The sequence below is a fragment of the Paenibacillus sp. y28 genome (genome assembly GCF_037137075.1).
GTDB lineage: Bacteria > Bacillota > Bacilli > Paenibacillales > NBRC-103111 > JBBBNV01.
Window position 1 is genome coordinate 22,782 of record NZ_JBBBNV010000007.1, and the last position, 15,804, is coordinate 38,585.

General features: G+C 52.0%; 13 protein-coding genes. 10 read left to right on the top strand and 3 right to left on the bottom strand.

Annotated elements, in window-relative coordinates:
• Nucleotides 1–31 precede the first annotated feature (31 nt).
• The 5 genes from WBG83_RS07915 (at nucleotide 32) to WBG83_RS07935 (ending at nucleotide 4,958) form a co-directional block, all read left to right on the top strand.
• Entirely contained in the window at nucleotides 32–283 is a 252-nt protein-coding gene (locus tag WBG83_RS07915; RefSeq protein WP_336744232.1) for an acyl carrier protein, read from the top strand.
• 6 nt (nucleotides 284–289) lie between these two features.
• Nucleotides 290–1,483, top strand: coding sequence for a hypothetical protein (locus WBG83_RS07920; RefSeq protein WP_336744234.1), 1,194 nt, complete (start codon nucleotides 290–292; stop codon nucleotides 1,481–1,483).
• Nucleotides 1,484–1,637: 154 nt separating this feature from the next.
• The gene (locus WBG83_RS07925) at nucleotides 1,638–2,549 is read left to right on the top strand and encodes a hypothetical protein (RefSeq protein ID WP_336744236.1); all 912 of its coding nucleotides are present in this window, start codon (nucleotides 1,638–1,640) and stop codon (nucleotides 2,547–2,549) included.
• 80 nt (nucleotides 2,550–2,629) lie between these two features.
• The gene (locus tag WBG83_RS07930; protein ID WP_336744238.1) at nucleotides 2,630–3,787 is read left to right on the top strand and encodes an MBOAT family O-acyltransferase; all 1,158 of its coding nucleotides are present in this window, start codon (nucleotides 2,630–2,632) and stop codon (nucleotides 3,785–3,787) included.
• A 202-nt stretch (nucleotides 3,788–3,989) separates the two neighbouring features.
• Nucleotides 3,990–4,958 carry a sugar phosphate isomerase/epimerase family protein gene (locus tag WBG83_RS07935; RefSeq protein ID WP_336744240.1) on the top strand — a complete coding sequence of 323 codons (969 nt, stop codon included), beginning with the start codon at nucleotides 3,990–3,992 and terminating at the stop codon, nucleotides 4,956–4,958.
• A 132-nt stretch (nucleotides 4,959–5,090) separates the two neighbouring features.
• Here WBG83_RS07935 and WBG83_RS07940 read toward each other — a convergent pair whose 3' ends face one another.
• The gene (locus tag WBG83_RS07940) at nucleotides 5,091–5,330 is read right to left on the bottom strand and encodes a hypothetical protein (protein ID WP_336744242.1); all 240 of its coding nucleotides are present in this window, start codon (nucleotides 5,328–5,330) and stop codon (nucleotides 5,091–5,093) included.
• 298 nt (nucleotides 5,331–5,628) lie between these two features.
• Here WBG83_RS07940 and WBG83_RS07945 point away from each other — a divergent pair, with 298 nt between their 5' ends.
• The 3 genes from WBG83_RS07945 (at nucleotide 5,629) to WBG83_RS07955 (ending at nucleotide 8,776) form a co-directional block, all read left to right on the top strand.
• Entirely contained in the window at nucleotides 5,629–7,248 is a 1,620-nt protein-coding gene (locus WBG83_RS07945) for a nitrite/sulfite reductase (protein ID WP_336744244.1), read from the top strand.
• 149 nt (nucleotides 7,249–7,397) lie between these two features.
• Nucleotides 7,398–7,754 carry a hypothetical protein gene (locus WBG83_RS07950; protein ID WP_336744246.1) on the top strand — a complete coding sequence of 119 codons (357 nt, stop codon included), beginning with the start codon at nucleotides 7,398–7,400 and terminating at the stop codon, nucleotides 7,752–7,754.
• A gap of 254 nt (nucleotides 7,755–8,008) precedes the next feature.
• A complete protein-coding gene (locus WBG83_RS07955) occupies nucleotides 8,009–8,776 on the top strand; it encodes a sulfite exporter TauE/SafE family protein (RefSeq protein ID WP_336744247.1) in 768 nt (255 codons plus the stop codon).
• A gap of 211 nt (nucleotides 8,777–8,987) precedes the next feature.
• Here WBG83_RS07955 and uvrA read toward each other — a convergent pair whose 3' ends face one another.
• Together uvrA and uvrB are read right to left on the bottom strand one after the other, a co-directional pair.
• Nucleotides 8,988–11,957, bottom strand: coding sequence for an excinuclease ABC subunit UvrA (uvrA, locus tag WBG83_RS07960; protein WP_336744249.1), 2,970 nt, complete (start codon nucleotides 11,955–11,957; stop codon nucleotides 8,988–8,990).
• A 21-nt stretch (nucleotides 11,958–11,978) separates the two neighbouring features.
• Nucleotides 11,979–13,991, bottom strand: coding sequence for an excinuclease ABC subunit UvrB (gene uvrB / locus WBG83_RS07965; protein ID WP_336744250.1), 2,013 nt, complete (start codon nucleotides 13,989–13,991; stop codon nucleotides 11,979–11,981).
• 227 nt (nucleotides 13,992–14,218) lie between these two features.
• Between uvrB and WBG83_RS07970 the strand changes: the two genes are divergently transcribed.
• Both WBG83_RS07970 and WBG83_RS07975 read left to right on the top strand, forming a co-directional pair.
• Complete coding sequence (locus tag WBG83_RS07970) at nucleotides 14,219–15,016, top strand: flagellar motor protein (RefSeq protein WP_336744252.1); 798 nt, start codon at nucleotides 14,219–14,221, stop codon at nucleotides 15,014–15,016.
• Nucleotides 15,000–15,755, top strand: a complete 756-nt coding sequence (locus tag WBG83_RS07975; RefSeq protein WP_336744253.1) for a flagellar motor protein MotB — start codon at nucleotides 15,000–15,002, stop codon at nucleotides 15,753–15,755. Before WBG83_RS07970 ends, WBG83_RS07975 begins: the two co-directional genes overlap by 17 nt.
• Nucleotides 15,756–15,804: the final 49 nt, after the last annotated feature.

Here is a 15,804-nt window from a genome sequence, read left to right on the forward strand (position 1 = left end):
TCTTACCTATTACCACCGAGGAGGAACACCCATGTCAGTTATTATCGACGAGCTTGAGCAGCACATCCGCCTGCGTTATGAAATCGAAAGCGATGACGAGGATTTCGGTGTCGACGTACACTTGTTTGATTACGGCTTTATCGATTCTATCGGCGCAACAGCCCTGATTGCCCACATCGAGAAAACCTACGGCCTGCAGGTAACGAATCAGGATTTGATGCTCTACCCGCTGAACACCGTGCGTGAAATTGCCGAATTCATTGAAAAGAAGAAAGCGGGGTAGCCTCCCATGAACCAATGTATCATCTCCTTAGCACCGCTCGACCCGGCGCAGCACGGCCAATTGAAATACGCTGCAGCCTTCACCAGCGAGTATATTGAGGACATTCGTCTGGAGGAGGATACGCTTCTTCTGACGCACAATGACCCGCGGGGCAGCGGCTGGATTGAGGTTCGCGTCCAAAAGCTGATCGAGCGCTTCTCTCACGGAGACTTCGGCTTTAAGGAGCATATTCTGTTTGAGCATCAAGGCAGTAAGCCTTACAGCGGCAACATTATGAATGAGCTGGTGGAGAGCAAGTCGATGAAGGTGCTCGATCCGGGGCTGTTTATTTTCCGGGAGCCGCTCTCTTCTCTGATGCGTTTCCTGGACTACAGCTTTGTCGAAAAGGTCGCCAAGCCGTTCGGAGCGAAGGAAGAAACGTACCCGGCGGTCATTCATTTGACAACGCTTGATAAAACGAACCATTTTACCTCGTTCCCGGAGCACCTGCATTTCTTGTCCCACCTGCGTGATGATTTGGACGTCATTGAAGCCTTCTCCGAATCCGTTCGCCAGAGCCAGGGCTGGAAGCAGGAGGCGCCGCTGGATTTGAATGTGAACATGGCGAAGCCGAAGCTGGCGATGAACCCTTCGACCTGCTATCACTGCTATGAGGGTCTCCAGGGCGAAACCATCGAGGGGGACGGACTGGTGGCCACCGCCGTTGCCAAATGCCACCGCTACGAGTCGAAAAACCATGGCGACTTCGGCCGTCTGCTTGATTTCACCATGCGTGAAATCATCTTCGTCGGCAAACCGGAATTTGTCCGGGAAAACCGTCTGAAGGCCGTCGAATTGATGAAGCAGCTGGCTGTAGAATGGGATATCGATTGCACAATGGAAAATGCAAATGACCCGTTCTTCACCAACGATTTTCAGGTGAAGGCTTCATTCCAGCGCAACCAGGAAATGAAGTACGAGCTGCGGCTTACGATTCCATACCTGAACAAATCGATTGCCTGCGGATCGGTCAATTTCCACAGCACCGCCTTCGGCACCGCCTTTGATATCAAAATGGGCAAACGCAACGCCACCACCGGCTGTGTCGGCTTCGGCATCGAGCGCTGGGCGCTCGCTATTCTGGCTCAATTCGGCTTGGACGAGTCCGGTTGGCCGGAAGCGTTCCGCAGCCAATATCAGGCCTGGAAAGAAACGAACTAGTCTAGTCGCTCCCACCCGGACTGTATGCACGCCCGGATATATACCCATAACCGTTCTTTTTCCTGCTGCGCAGACGGACGCTGCCCGGCTACGGGGAGCGTCCGTCTGCTGTACCAAACAGCGGCCTGTCCGCTTACGCAAAGAGGGATTGCACTTGAAACTCACCGCCTTTTTACGCAACAATAGCTTCGTCCTGCTGCTGCTCTGCGGCTTTGTCTTGGTCGACGTCGCGCTGTCCATTTGGGACCCGATGTCGACTTCCTTGCGTTTCTACAAAAATGATTTCACTAAAACGATTCTCCACCATGAGGGCCGGACGAGCGGCACGGTATTTTACGGCAACTCGGCTGTCACCGGAGCTTATATGGAGGACAAGGCGCAGCATCCGCTGGTGGAAATGGGACTCTCCTACGGCAAGCTGACCGACCTGCAGCAAATTATGGAGCAGGGCCGTTACACCTTCACGGACCGCCTCGTCATCGGAATCGACGCGCACACCATGCTGGATGCGCTGCCTACCGACGACACGTATCCCTGGTTTAAGCCATGGTACGAGCCGTACATTTACTATTACCGCGACTATTTCCGCGATACCGGGCGCAAGTGGCTGCTGGGCGCTGCGAAGGGCCAGCTCCTAGCCTACGAGCCGGCTTGGACAGACAAGCTGCTTTATTACGGCCATAAGCCGCCGGAAGACCTGCGCAAGGACTGGGAACGCTACGAGAAGCTGTTTAACTGGATGACGGTGGAGCAGGATATGAAGGACAACTTCACCGCACTGGAATGGGTGCTGAGCCGTACTAAGGCGACGGGGCTGCCGGTGAGCATTGTTCTGATGCCCATTAACCCGGACCCGGCTTATCCGCAGCCGGCCTACATCGGTCCGCTTCATGATAAGGTGATGGAGATCGCCAAAGCGCACGGCATTCCTGCACTCGACCTGATGCACAAGTACGCGGCCAGCGATTTCCACGATCTGGTCCATTTGAACCGGGAAGAAGGCGCGCCGAAACTGACGAAGGAGGTGGACCAGTGGCTCCAAACGTCCGCAAGCTCATCGAAATAATCGTGTATTTGGCCATGCTGGTCGCCGTCCTGGCTTCGTTTACCGGCAAAGGCTTATTCATTTACGAGGGGTTTTAAGCCATGTGGTACTTAAATATGACCGCCATGGGCGCGCTCGCCGGGATGATTGCACTCCTGATGCTGACACGCCGCTGGAGCGGCAATAAACGGCTGCTTGTTCTGCTGTTCAATCTTGGGTTTTTACTTGTATTCAGCCAAAAGCTGTTTGTGTTTTATTTAATTTACACCCTGGGAAACTATACGGTGTACCGGCATCTATGCCTTACAGAATCCGGCCGGCGCGCGAAATTTATTGCAGCGGTGTTCGCGAACATTGCTGCCGTCGTGATTTTGCGGTTATTCGGTATGGGCACGCTGGAGCATGCACTGTTCGACGTAGTCATAACGCTAGGCCTCATTTATAACCTGTTAAAGGTCATTGACGCTTATTATTTCGCGTACTACGTAGGCAAGGATGGCAAAGCGCCGCTTATCGATTATTTCAACTTTGTCCTGTTCATTCCGACGTTCACGTCCGGGCCAATCCTGAAATTCCGAGACTTCCTGGCGGATACGCGGCAGCCGTACAATGTGGACAGCAAGGTGTTCGAATGGGCGGTAAAGCGGATTATACTGGGCTTGTTCAAAAAAATCGTCGTCGTGGCCATCATGATGTCGGTGTTCCAACGGGTGCTTGATTTGCCGGAGCTGCATACACATCATTCGCTGTTTCTGATGATTTGGTTTTACGCGCTCATTTATTTCGACTTCTCGGGCTATTCGGATATCGCAATCGGCTTCGGCCGGTTAATGGGATACAACATCCCGGAAAACTTCAAAAAACCGTTCCTGTCGCCAACCTTGACGCAGTACTGGCGCAACTGGCACGCAACAATGGCCGACTGGTTCCGCGACCACATCTTCCTTATTTTCGCCCGGCGCAGCACCTCCCGCTGGACGGCGGCCTGGCTATCCATGCTTGTAATGATTCTTATCGGACTATGGCACGGCTTCAGCTGGCTGTACGTGCTATGGGGGCTGTATCACGGAATTGTCCTGGCGATTGAGAATGTAACGAACCGCTCCACTGTCAACAAGAAAAAGGTATCCCGCCGTTATTTTTACTGGCGCTGCTTTGTTACCCAAGCGATAGTAACCATAGCGGTCATTGTGTACAGCGGAAGCTCGGAAACCGTGCTGCAAATTTACCGCGGGCTGCTGAATTGGCCTTCTTTTTAACGAAATGTCATGCTATAATCGGTTTTGGGGGCAACCCCGACGACAAAATGTACGCGCGTACATTTTGTCCCGTTCAGGCGTCCTGCTCCTCTATTTCCGCCTGGCGGTAACCTTCCCGTTTCCGTATTACTCTACATCCAGAAGCTTATATAGCTTACTTGTTGAATCCGCATTCATACGATTCTTTTTGGAGGTGCAAGGAATGAAGCTTGGTGTATTTACCGTTTTGTTCTCGCAAAAGCCGTTTGAAGAAATGCTGGACCATGTCGCTGCAAAAGGAATCGAGGCCGTAGAAATCGGAACCGGCGGCTGGCCCGGCAATGCCCACTGCCCGCTGGATGAGCTGCTCTCGGATCAAGGCAAGCTTCGGGCCTTTAAACAGGCCGTTGACTCCCGGGGGCTGACGATCAGCGCGCTCAGCTGTCACGGCAACCCGCTGCATCCGCAGAAGCACATCGCCCAGGAGTATCATGATACGTTTATTAAAACGGTAGAGCTCGCCCAGCGGCTTGATGTCCCGGTAGTTGTCACCTTCTCCGGCTGCCCTGGAGACCATGAGGATGCCAAGCACCCCAACTGGCCGGTCGCTCCATGGCCGAACGACTTTCAAGAGGTCCTGAAATGGCAGTGGGAAGCCAAGGTCATTCCGTACTGGATCGAGACCGGACGATACGCCTCGGACCGGGGAATCAAAATCGGTCTGGAGCTTCACGGCGGCTTCTCCGTGCACACTCCCGCGACCTTGCTTCGCCTGCGGGAAGCAGCCGGGGACGTCATTGGCGCGAACCTCGATCCGAGCCATATGTGGTGGCAGGGCATCGACCCGGTGCAGGCCGTCCAAATCCTGGGACGTGCCGGAGCGATTCATCATTTCCATGCCAAGGACACCTCCATTGACCCGATCAACGTCAACCGCTACGGCTTGACCGATATGCAGTCGTACGCCAACATGCTCGACCGCGCTTGGCAGTTCCGGACCGTTGGCTTCGGCCATGACCTGAAGGTGTGGGCCGATATTATCAGCGCGCTGCGCCTCGTTGGTTATGACTACGTAGTCAGCATCGAGCACGAAGACGGGCTGATGTCCATAGACGAGGGCTTCACCAAAGCGGTTCAGAACCTGCAGCAGGTGCTGATCAAGGAGCCTCTCGCTTCGATGTGGTGGGTATAATACGTGCGGGATAACGAAGCCGTCTGCCCGTTCGTTAATTAAGCCCCTGATAGCCAAAAACCCGGCTCTTCATCCAGATGGATGGAGCCGGGTTTTCCTATTTGCCGCTGCTGATTCAGGCTTCCTTGCTTATTAGATCTTGAATGGCAGCTTAATCTCGATTCCTGCCCATCCCGCAATCATGATGACGTCCATAAACAAGAATGCCAACAGACAGACCACACCGAAGCCGATGGCGAATTTATTTTTGTTTTGCTGCTTCAATTGAAGCAACACTCCTGCTGCAATGAGGATGGTGACCACGATCATAAACAGGTCAAAACCGGAGTATGTACTTGTGGTTGCTTCCGCAGCGCCTTCTGCCAAGAACATTGATGGAACCCCCTTTTTTACATAGTAACACGGAAAATGCCTATCTTTATTTATGTTAGCTTGCCAGACCTTGGGATGCAAGAACTTTCTTCATTTTTAACAACTTTGTCACGATTTATCGCTGTGCTGCCAGCATATAAGTGTTCCCTTTGTACATCATAATAAAACCTTATAAGCATAGGAAGGCTTTTTCATTTACCTTACCCCTTATTTGTGTTACGATTTATTTAGCATATTCATACCTTTTTCATCGGAATTTTGAGCATTCACGATGAATCACCGTAGGAGGAACAAGACCGTGGCTTACGAAGCAGTGTGGACCAAAGACCCTTCGAAACTAAACAAGATGGAATTTGTCAAGCTGGAAAAAGACGGGCTGGACATCATCCGCACCATTATCGAGAAGTACTCGCATGAAGGCTATGACGCTATTACCCCGGACGACATGAATTTGTTCAAATGGGCCGGCGTTTATGAGCAAAAACCGAAGGACGGCTATTTCATGATGCGTGTCCGCATCAATTCCGGTGTCTTGACTTCCGATCAAGCGCGCGGCTTGGCTGATATCGGCAAAGTATACGGACGCGATCTTGTTGATATCACCACTCGTCAAGCCATTCAATTCCACTGGCTGCGTGTCGAGAATTTGCCGGATATTTTCAAACGTCTGGAGCAAGTCGGCTTGTATTCCTGGGAAGCCTGTGGCGACTGCCCGCGGACCATTGTCGGCAACCCGTTGGCAGGTATCGACAAGGACGAGCTGATGGATACGAATGATCTGGTAAATCAGGTCAACGATTTCTTCTTGCTCAACCGTGATTTTTCCAACTTGCCGCGCAAATATAAAATGTCCATTTCTTCGAATATTTATAACTCCGGCCATGCCGAAATCCAGTGTCTGGCATTTACGCCGGCCACGAAGGTCATTGACGGTCAAGAAGTGATCGGGTTCCATGCATGGGTTGGGGGCGGTTTGTCCGCGAAGCCGCATCTTGCACAGCAGCTGGATATTTTCATTCGTCCGGAAGAAGTTCTGAAGGTGGCGACCGGAGTAACAACCATTTACCGCGACAACGGCTACCGTGAGAAGCGTCACCATGCCCGCCTGAAGTTCCTTGTAGCTGACTGGGGCGTGGAGAAGTTCAAAGAAGAGCTGCTTAAGGAAATCGGCGATATGCCAAGCCGCGGCGAAGATAAGGTTGTCGGCTGGAACGGGGCATATTTCGATGGTGTTCACCCGCAGAAGCAGGAAGGTCTGAACTATGTCGGACTGAACGTTCCTGTAGGCCGTATGAACAGCGACGAGCTGATTGAGCTGGCCCGTTTGTCGGATGAATATGGCAGCGGTACACTGCGTACGACCGTGTCTCAAAACATTATTTTGTCGGACATCCCGACTGAAAAAGTGGACGCTTTGCTGAAAGAGACCATCTTGCAGCGCTTGACTCCATTCCCGGAGCGTTTCATGAGCCGTACGGTTTCCTGTACCGGTAATGAGTTCTGCAACCTGGCTGTTGTAGAAACCAAAGAACGTGCCCGCCTTGTTGCACAGTACCTTGATGAGCATGTAGATTTGGATGAAGCTGTCCGTATTCATTTTGTCGGCTGCCCGAATGCTTGCGGCCAGAAGCAGATTGCCGATATCGGCTTGCAGGGCTCTTTGGTCAAAACACCAAACGGCACTGTAGATGCCTTTGATATCGCAATCGGCGGAATCCTCGGCCCAGGGGCGACCTTCAACAAGCCGCTCAAAGGCCGCGTCAAAGGCGATGATGTACCTTACGTGCTGGCACAGCTCATCGAGTTCTATAAGGCAAACCGCAGCGAAGAGGAAAGCTTCCATGCTTTTGTGGGACGTGTCGGCATTGAAGCGTTCCAAAGCAAGCTGACCGAGGTCTTAACCGTAGTTGCTTCCTAAAAATCAAAATATCCGTGCAGGCGATTATAACGATCGTCTGCACGGTTTTGCGTTTTTTACAGCTGCTTCCATTGACTTGAATGGGTAAAAGTGGTATTTAATCTATAGAATTTATAACAGTTCGATTTCGAGAAAAAGGGGATTCAAGCATGGACGAGAGAACGCTGCGGCGAGCCGTGACGAATGCGCCGTTTGCTTTTCCATTAATGCAAGGCGAAGCAATCAATCGGAGATCATCGGATCCCAAGCTGCAAACCAAATGCTCTTATTTGACCGTCATTACTTTGGATGAGGCCAAAAAAAAATTCCGGGAAGTGTTTCTCAAGCCGGACACGACATTTCTGATTGCAGATGCCACCTACCATTACGGAACAACGGATTTTACCGTACAGCGTGAGGTGGTCAACGACGCCGTCCCATACGGCAAGCTTATCGACTATATTGGGCATGATAACATGAAGCTGGTCGATGACCGGATTTATCATTTTATTGCAAGCTCATTGTAGGCCTTAAGACAATTCCTCCCCTTAAAACAATAAGAAAGACCTTTCATCCTTCGACAATCGGCGAAGCTTCGGGTACCTTCAGGGGTCCGAAGCTTTTTTCGTATCCATCCGCGGCCGCCCATCATATTCTAAATCTAGACTCACGCTGAGCGGTAAATAGTAATTTATAAAAAAACCTTTACAATTCATAGGCTACAACTTATAATTCCTATATACATTATCGGATTTAAATAGAATGACGAGGTGCATCTTCCATGGAGATCTCAATCGCGCTGCTCGGATTATTCGTCGGGCTACTGGTGGGCGCGACCGGCGTCGGTGGCGCGTCCCTGCTCACGCCGCTTCTCATCATCTTCGGAGTCAACCCTAGTATTGCTGTCGGAACAGACTTGCTCTACAACTCGGTGACGAAATTGTTTGGAACGTACCAGCACTTTAAACAAAAAACAATTGATTGGAAAATGGTGAAATACTTCGCCTACGGCAGTTTGCCTGGCGCGGTAATTGCCGTCGGTTCTCTGCAAATTTTCGAAGACCAAAGCCAAATCATTAAGCATACCCTGGGTGTTGTTCTTGTTCTCGTCGCCCTGACCACGCTGCTGAAAAGCTTTTTCCAAAACCGGATTAAAGATAATCGGATTCAAGAAAAACCGCTTGAGCAAAAAATCGTGATGACGATTGCCATCGGCTTTGTGCTAGGCTTTATCGTCGGCTTGACTTCCATCGGCTCCGGCTCCATGTATGCTATCGTGATGCTGCTGCTATACCGCCTGGCCCCTTCTAAAATTGTAGGCACCGATATTGCACATGCCTTTTTGCTTGTTACGGTTGCAGGACTTTTGCATGCAGGCCTCGGCAACGTAGACTACGGGCTGGCGCTGAACTTAATGCTTGGCTCTATCCCTGGCGTGCTCTTGGGAAGTGTGCTCGCCGTAAAGCTTCCTGCACGGCCGCTTCGTACACTGATGGCCATCTTAATATTAATTAGCGGCTGGAAAATGATCGGCTGGAATATTTTTTAAATCGCGCTTCTTCGGTTACAATTTACAACTGCCAGCTATACCTGTATGGTGTAAAGCATGTGCAGCCGTTAATCGGGTGATACCAACAACAAACAGGCAGCTCTCCTCTATGGAGAGCTGCCTGTTTGTTGGATATCGAATGCAGGTTGTGGGCCATGTGAATGGGTCCAGGTATGTCCGTCATATAGGCCTCAAAAGAGCAAGCTTGCTATTATACGATAGCGTCGGCTTCTTCTTGCGGTGTATCAGACAGGGAGGCTTCCTCTATACCGGCGCCTTGGACTTGTGCTGTGGCTGGCCATTCCTCGTCTGCGAACACCGCCTCGCCCCGCGCCAAAGCTTCAGCGGTCCGTTCGCGATCACGCTCCAGCATCGGCTTCAAATATTTACCCGTGTACGATAGCTCCTTCTGAATAACCTGCTCCGGTGTGCCGCTGGCGATAATCGTACCCCCGCGGTCTCCACCCTCAGGGCCGAGGTCAATAATATAATCGGCGGTTTTAATGACGTCCAAATTATGCTCAATGACAAGCACCGATTCTCCATTCTCCACCAATCGATGAAGCACCTTCAGCAGACGGGCCACGTCCGCCATGTGCAGACCGGTCGTCGGCTCATCCAAGATGTATAGCGTTTTGCCGGTACTGCGGCGGTACAGCTCCGAGGCCAGCTTCACACGCTGCGCTTCTCCTCCGGATAACGTTGTCGCCGGCTGCCCCAGCTTCATATAGCCCAAGCCCACATCGACGAGCGTCTGCAGCTTGCGCTGGATCCGGGGAATATTTTTGAAAAACTCGTAGCCGTCCTCAATTGTCATATCCAGCACATCAGAGATGTTTTTGCCTTTATACTTCACTTCAAGCGTTTCCCGGTTATACCGTTTGCCCTTGCAAACCTCGCATGGAACATAGACGTCCGGCAAAAAGTGCATTTCGATCTTGATAATCCCGTCGCCCCGGCACGATTCACAACGGCCGCCCTTGACGTTAAAGCTGAAACGGCCCTTTTTGTAGCCTCGCACCTTCGCCTCCGACGTTGCAGAGAACACATCGCGAATATCATCGAACAGCCCGGTATACGTAGCCGGATTCGACCGAGGGGTGCGCCCAATCGGAGATTGATCGATATCAATAACCTTCTCAATATGCTCCAGCCCCAGCACCTGCTTATGCTCTCCCGGACGTGTCTTCGCTCTGTTCAAATCTCGGGCCAGCACTTTGTATAAAATATCGTTGATCAGCGTGCTTTTGCCTGAGCCGGATACCCCCGTAACACACGTAAAGACACCGAGCGGAAACTTCACGTTGACGTTCTTCAGATTGTTTTCCTTAGCCCCTCGCAGTTCCAGCCATTTGTCGCCCGGCTTACGCCGCTCAAGCGGCACCGGTATAAACTTGCGGCCGCTCAGGTATTGGCCTGTCGGCGATGCCTCATCCCCCATAATTTCCTGAGGGGTTCCTTGAGCAACAACCTGTCCGCCATGAATCCCCGCACCCGGGCCGATATCGATAATGTAATCGGCCGCCAGCATGGTGTCCTCGTCATGCTCAACCACGATTAGCGTATTGCCCAGGTCGCGCATATGCTCTAACGTCCGGATAAGCCGATCGTTATCCCGCTGATGCAGCCCGATGCTGGGCTCGTCCAATATATACAGCACGCCCATCAGACTGGACCCGATCTGTGTGGCTAAACGAATGCGCTGTGCTTCACCGCCGGACAACGTTCCTGCGGCACGGCCCATCGTTAAGTAATCCAGACCGACATTGACCAGAAATCCAAGGCGGGCATGAATTTCTTTTAAAATCAGATGCGATATTTGAGCTTCCCGCTCATCCAAAGACACCGACTCAAAGAAGCTCAACGCATCCCCGATAGACAGGCTTGTCACGTAAGCAATATTTTTGCCGCCGATGGTGACAGCAAGCGTCTCCGGCTTTAAACGCTGCCCCTTGCAGGCATGGCACGGGCGGGCGCTCATATACTGTTCGATATGCTCGCGGATGCCGTCCGATGCCGTTTCCCGGTAACGGCGCTCCAAGTTACGGATAATGCCTTCAAACGGAACAAGCGCATCCTTCATCAAGCCAAAATCGTTCTCATACCGGAAGCGAACCTTCTCGCCTCCCGTTCCATTCAACAGCTTCTTCATCTGCTCCGCTGTCAGCTCAGATACCGGAACGTTGCGCGGGATTGCGTAATGCTCGCACACCGCGGCCAGGAATTGAGGGTAATAGTTGGATGTGCTGCCCGCCCAAGCTTCAAAGGCCCCTTCTTCAATCGTCCGGGTCATATCGGGCACAAGCAGATCCGGGTCAACCACCATTTTCACGCCGAGGCCGTCACAATCCGGACAAGCGCCAAACGGGCTGTTAAAGGAGAACATGCGCGGCTCAAGCTCCCGAATGCTGAACCCGCACTCCGGACAAGCATAATTTTGGCTGAACAGCAGCTCCTCTTGATCGATAACATCTACGATGACTCGGCCGTCGGCCAGCTTCAATGCCATTTCCAATGAATCGGCAAGCCGGCTCTGCACATCATCTTTAACCACAATGCGGTCTACGACAACCTCAATGTGGTGCTTTTTGTTTTTTTCCAAATCGATTTTGTCGGAAACATCCCGGATTTCACCATTAACCCGCACCCGCACGAAGCCCTGCTTTTGAACATCCGCAAACAGCTTGGAATACTCCCCTTTGCGGCCGGACACAATCGGTGCCAGGATTTGCAGCTTCGTTCTCTCGGGGTACTCCATAATTCGGTCTACCATCTGCTCCACCGTTTGAGACGTAATCTCAATCCCATGCTCGGGACAGTGAGGCTTGCCGATACGGGCAAACAGCAGACGGAGGTAATCATAAATCTCCGTTACGGTGCCCACCGTGGAACGGGGATTTCGGCTTGTCGTCTTTTGGTCAATGGAAATGGCCGGTGACAGCCCTTCAATCGAATCCACATCGGGTTTGTCCATTTGCCCCAGGAACTGACGGGCGTAGGCGGACAACGATTCTACATAACGACGCTGCCCCTCGGCATAAATCGTATCGAAGGCGAGCGACGATTTCCCGGAGCCGCTAAGCCCTGTCAGCACGACAAATTTATCGCGGGGAATGCTGATATCGATATTTTTTAAATTGTGGGCTCGTGCGCCCTTAACCACGATATGATCTTTAGCCACGTTCCATTCACCCTCTCTACATTAATCCTGCGCTTTCAGCTCCAGCAATGCGTCACGCAGCTCGGCAGCCCGCTCGAACTGCAAATTTTTCGCCGCTTCCTTCATTTCCGCTTCCAACCGTTCGATAACCGACTTGCGGTCCTTCCTCGACATCTTCGAGCCCTTCAGATCGGTCAGGTAGTCGGACTTCTGTTCCGCTACCTTCGTCGCTTCGATGACATCCCGCACTTTTTTGCGAATCGTCTGCGGCGTAATCCCGTGCTTTTCATTATGCGCAAGCTGTATCGTCCGGCGCCGTTCGGTTTCACGAATCGCCTTGTCCATTGAGTCGGTTATTTTATCCCCGTACATGATAACACGTCCGTCAGCATTACGAGCCGCCCGGCCGATCGTCTGAATAAGAGAACGCTCTGCACGCAGAAACCCTTCCTTATCCGCATCCAGAATAGCGACCAGCGAAACCTCGGGCAAATCAAGTCCTTCCCTCAGCAGGTTGATGCCGACCAGGACGTGGAATGTGCCAAGCCGCAAATCCCGCAAAATCTGCATCCGCTCCAGTGTCTTAATCTCGGAATGCATATAACGGACCTTAATTCCGACGTCCTTCAAATAATCGGTTAAATCCTCGGCCATTTTTTTGGTCAAGGTGGTAACGAGCACCCGTTCGTCCTTCGCCACCCGCTCATTAATTTCGCCTATCAGATCATCGATTTGACCTTTTGTCGGACGCACCTCAATAATCGGATCAACAAGTCCGGTCGGTCGTATAATCTGCTGTACCATGTCTGGGCAATGCTCCAGCTCATATGGTCCCGGAGTGGCCGAGACGTATATCATTTGGGTCGCCTTCTGCTCGAATTCCTCGAATCGGAGCGGTCGGTTGTCCAGCGCCGATGGAAGCCGGAAGCCATGTTCAACGAGCACTTCCTTGCGCGCCCGGTCCCCGTTGTACATCGCCCTTATTTGAGGCAGCGTCACGTGGGACTCATCAATAACAATCAGCATGTCGTCCGGAAAATAATCAAACAGCGTATACGGCGTCGCTCCTCGCTCGCGGAATGTCAGCGGTCCGGAATAGTTCTCGATCCCGGAGCAGAAGCCGACCTCCAGCATCATCTCAATGTCATACCGGGTACGCTGCTCCAGCCGCTGCGCCTCCAGCAGCTTGCCGTTCTCTCGCAGCTCCGCAAGGCGTTCCTCCAATTCCTTCTCGATGTTCACCACCGCCAGCTTCATTCTGTCCTGGTGGGTTACAAAGTGGGACGCAGGGAAGATGGATACATGATCACGTTCACCCAAAATCTCGCCTGTCAGAACATCAATCTCGGTAATCCGCTCAATCTCATCCCCGAACAGCTCCACCCGAATGGCTTGTTCTCCGTGGGAGGCCGGGAAAATTTCGATAACATCGCCCCGCACACGGAACGTACCGCGGATGAAATTGATGTCGTTGCGCTGGTACTGAATGTCCACCAGCTTGTGCAAAATCTCGTTGCGAGGCTTTTCCATTCCAGTGCGCAAAGACAGCACTAAATCCCGGTACTCCGACGGAGAACCGAGACCGTAAATACAGGAGACGGAAGCAACGATAATAACGTCCCGCCGTTCAAATAACGAGCTGGTGGCCGAGTGGCGCAGCTTATCAATCTCATCGTTAATGCTGGAATCTTTCTCTATATAGGTGTCCGATGAAGCAATGTACGCTTCCGGCTGGTAGTAATCATAGTAGCTGACAAAGTACGACACCGCATTATTTGGGAAAAACTCCTGGAACTCGCTGCAGAGCTGAGCCGCGAGCGTCTTGTTATGAGCAATGACCAATGTCGGCCGGTTTAAGCGGGCGATCGTTTGGGCGATCGTAAATGTTTTCCCCGTCCCTGTCGCACCAAGCAGGGTTTGATGCTTCTTCCCGGCTGCGATGCCCGCCGTCAGCTCATCAATAGCCTTCGGCTGGTCACCCTGGGGCGCGAACTCGGAAACGAGCTCAAAGCCTTTACTGCTTACTACAATGTCGCTCTTTTCATGCTCACTCATAAATTCCCACCTATCGTTCGGGATAATGTATGACCATTGACTTAAGTTCTACAAAATTTATAATAATTATGGCGTTAAATTCCGATATAAGTCATGATAACCTGTTCATCTGTGCGAATGCTTGTTCCCCTTGATATTATACCTTTTTTGTCAATACGTTGCAAATGAAGATTTCGCCCGAAGCCGTTTTTTTTTAGTTCCACTATATAGGATGGAGTGAATATTTCTTGGATATCACCACCTGGATTGGCATTATTATCGGGCTTACCGCCTTAGTTGGCGGCTATTTGCTCGAAGGGGGGCATATTAACGGACTTCTTGTCGGGACCGCCGCCCTCATCGTATTTGGAGGCACGATCGGTGCTGTTATTGTCAGTTTTCCCAAAAAACAGCTGCGTCAACTCCCCAAAGCATTATCCATTGCATTTCGTGAAAAGCAGCGCGACCCGGACAAAATCATCCAAGAAATTGTAGATATGGCGACAACCGCGCGCCGGGCAGGCGTTCTTTCGCTGGAAAGCCGGGCCATGGAGCACGAGGACCCTTTTTTGCGTAAAGGGCTCACGATGATTGTAGACGGCACCGATCCCGAGCTGACTAAACAAATTTTGGAGCTCGACATGGATGCAGTAGAAAAAAACTACAGCAACCTGGCCAAAATATTCGAATCCGCCGGCGGCTATGCCCCTACAATGGGGATTATCGGAACCGTGATGGGGCTGGTGCACGTGCTCAGCAACCTCGCTGATCCGGCTTCCTTGGCTGGTTCAATCGCTACGGCCTTTACCGCTACATTATACGGTGTGGCCAGCGCGAATATCATTTACTTGCCGATTGCCGCCAAAATCAAGCAGCGCAGCGAAGAACAGACGATTGAAATGGAAATGATGCTGGAAGGTATACTGGCTCTTCAAGCCGGGGAAAACCCGCAGCTCATCCGGATGAAATTAACCTCCTTCCTTCCCGGAGAACTGACAGGCCCGGCCAAGCAGGAGAAAGGAACCGACGATGGCGAGGCGGCGTAGAACAACAGATCACGGCCCCAACCATGAACGGTGGCTTATTACGTATGCAGACCTGATTACGCTGCTGCTCATTTTTTTCGTCATCCTCTATTCCGTCAGCAAGATCGATGCAAATCAATATGATTCCTTGGCCCAATCGCTGCAATTCCAATTTAACAAAAATGACAGCCTTCTGGAGGCCGGGTCAGGGCTTAATGGCAGCATGAATCCGTCTCCAAAGACGGACCAGGAGGCTGCGGACAAGGAGCGTGCAGAGCAAGAGGCTCGCGAGGCGCAGGAGCAGAAGCTTCAGGATGCATTAAAAATCATAAACGACTATATCTCGGAGAACCATCTGGAAGCCGAGGTATCCGTCCGGGATACGGAGAAAGGCATTTCCATTACCCTGAAGGACTTGTTTCTCTTCGATCTCGGCAAAGCCGACTTGAAGCCGGCGGCATCCCCTATTCTTGAGCAGCTCGCGGCGCTTGTTCCGAAGCTTGACAGCAAAATAAGCATCGAAGGCCATACCGACAACCTGCCACTGGCTACGGGCGCGCTTTACAAGGACAACTGGGGACTTTCCGGAGCCCGCTCCCTTTCCGTGCTGCGATACTTTGTCGAAACCGCCAAGCTGGATTCCAGCCAATTTATTTTTACCGGCTACGCCGATACCCGGCCAGTCGCCCCGAACGATACGGAAGAGAACCGCACCAAAAACCGGCGGGTGGAGATCGTCGTCCTGCGCAGCTCCCCATAAGCCGGACATCCGCAAACAAGGGCTTCGTCTTGGTTTCCAAGACGAAGCC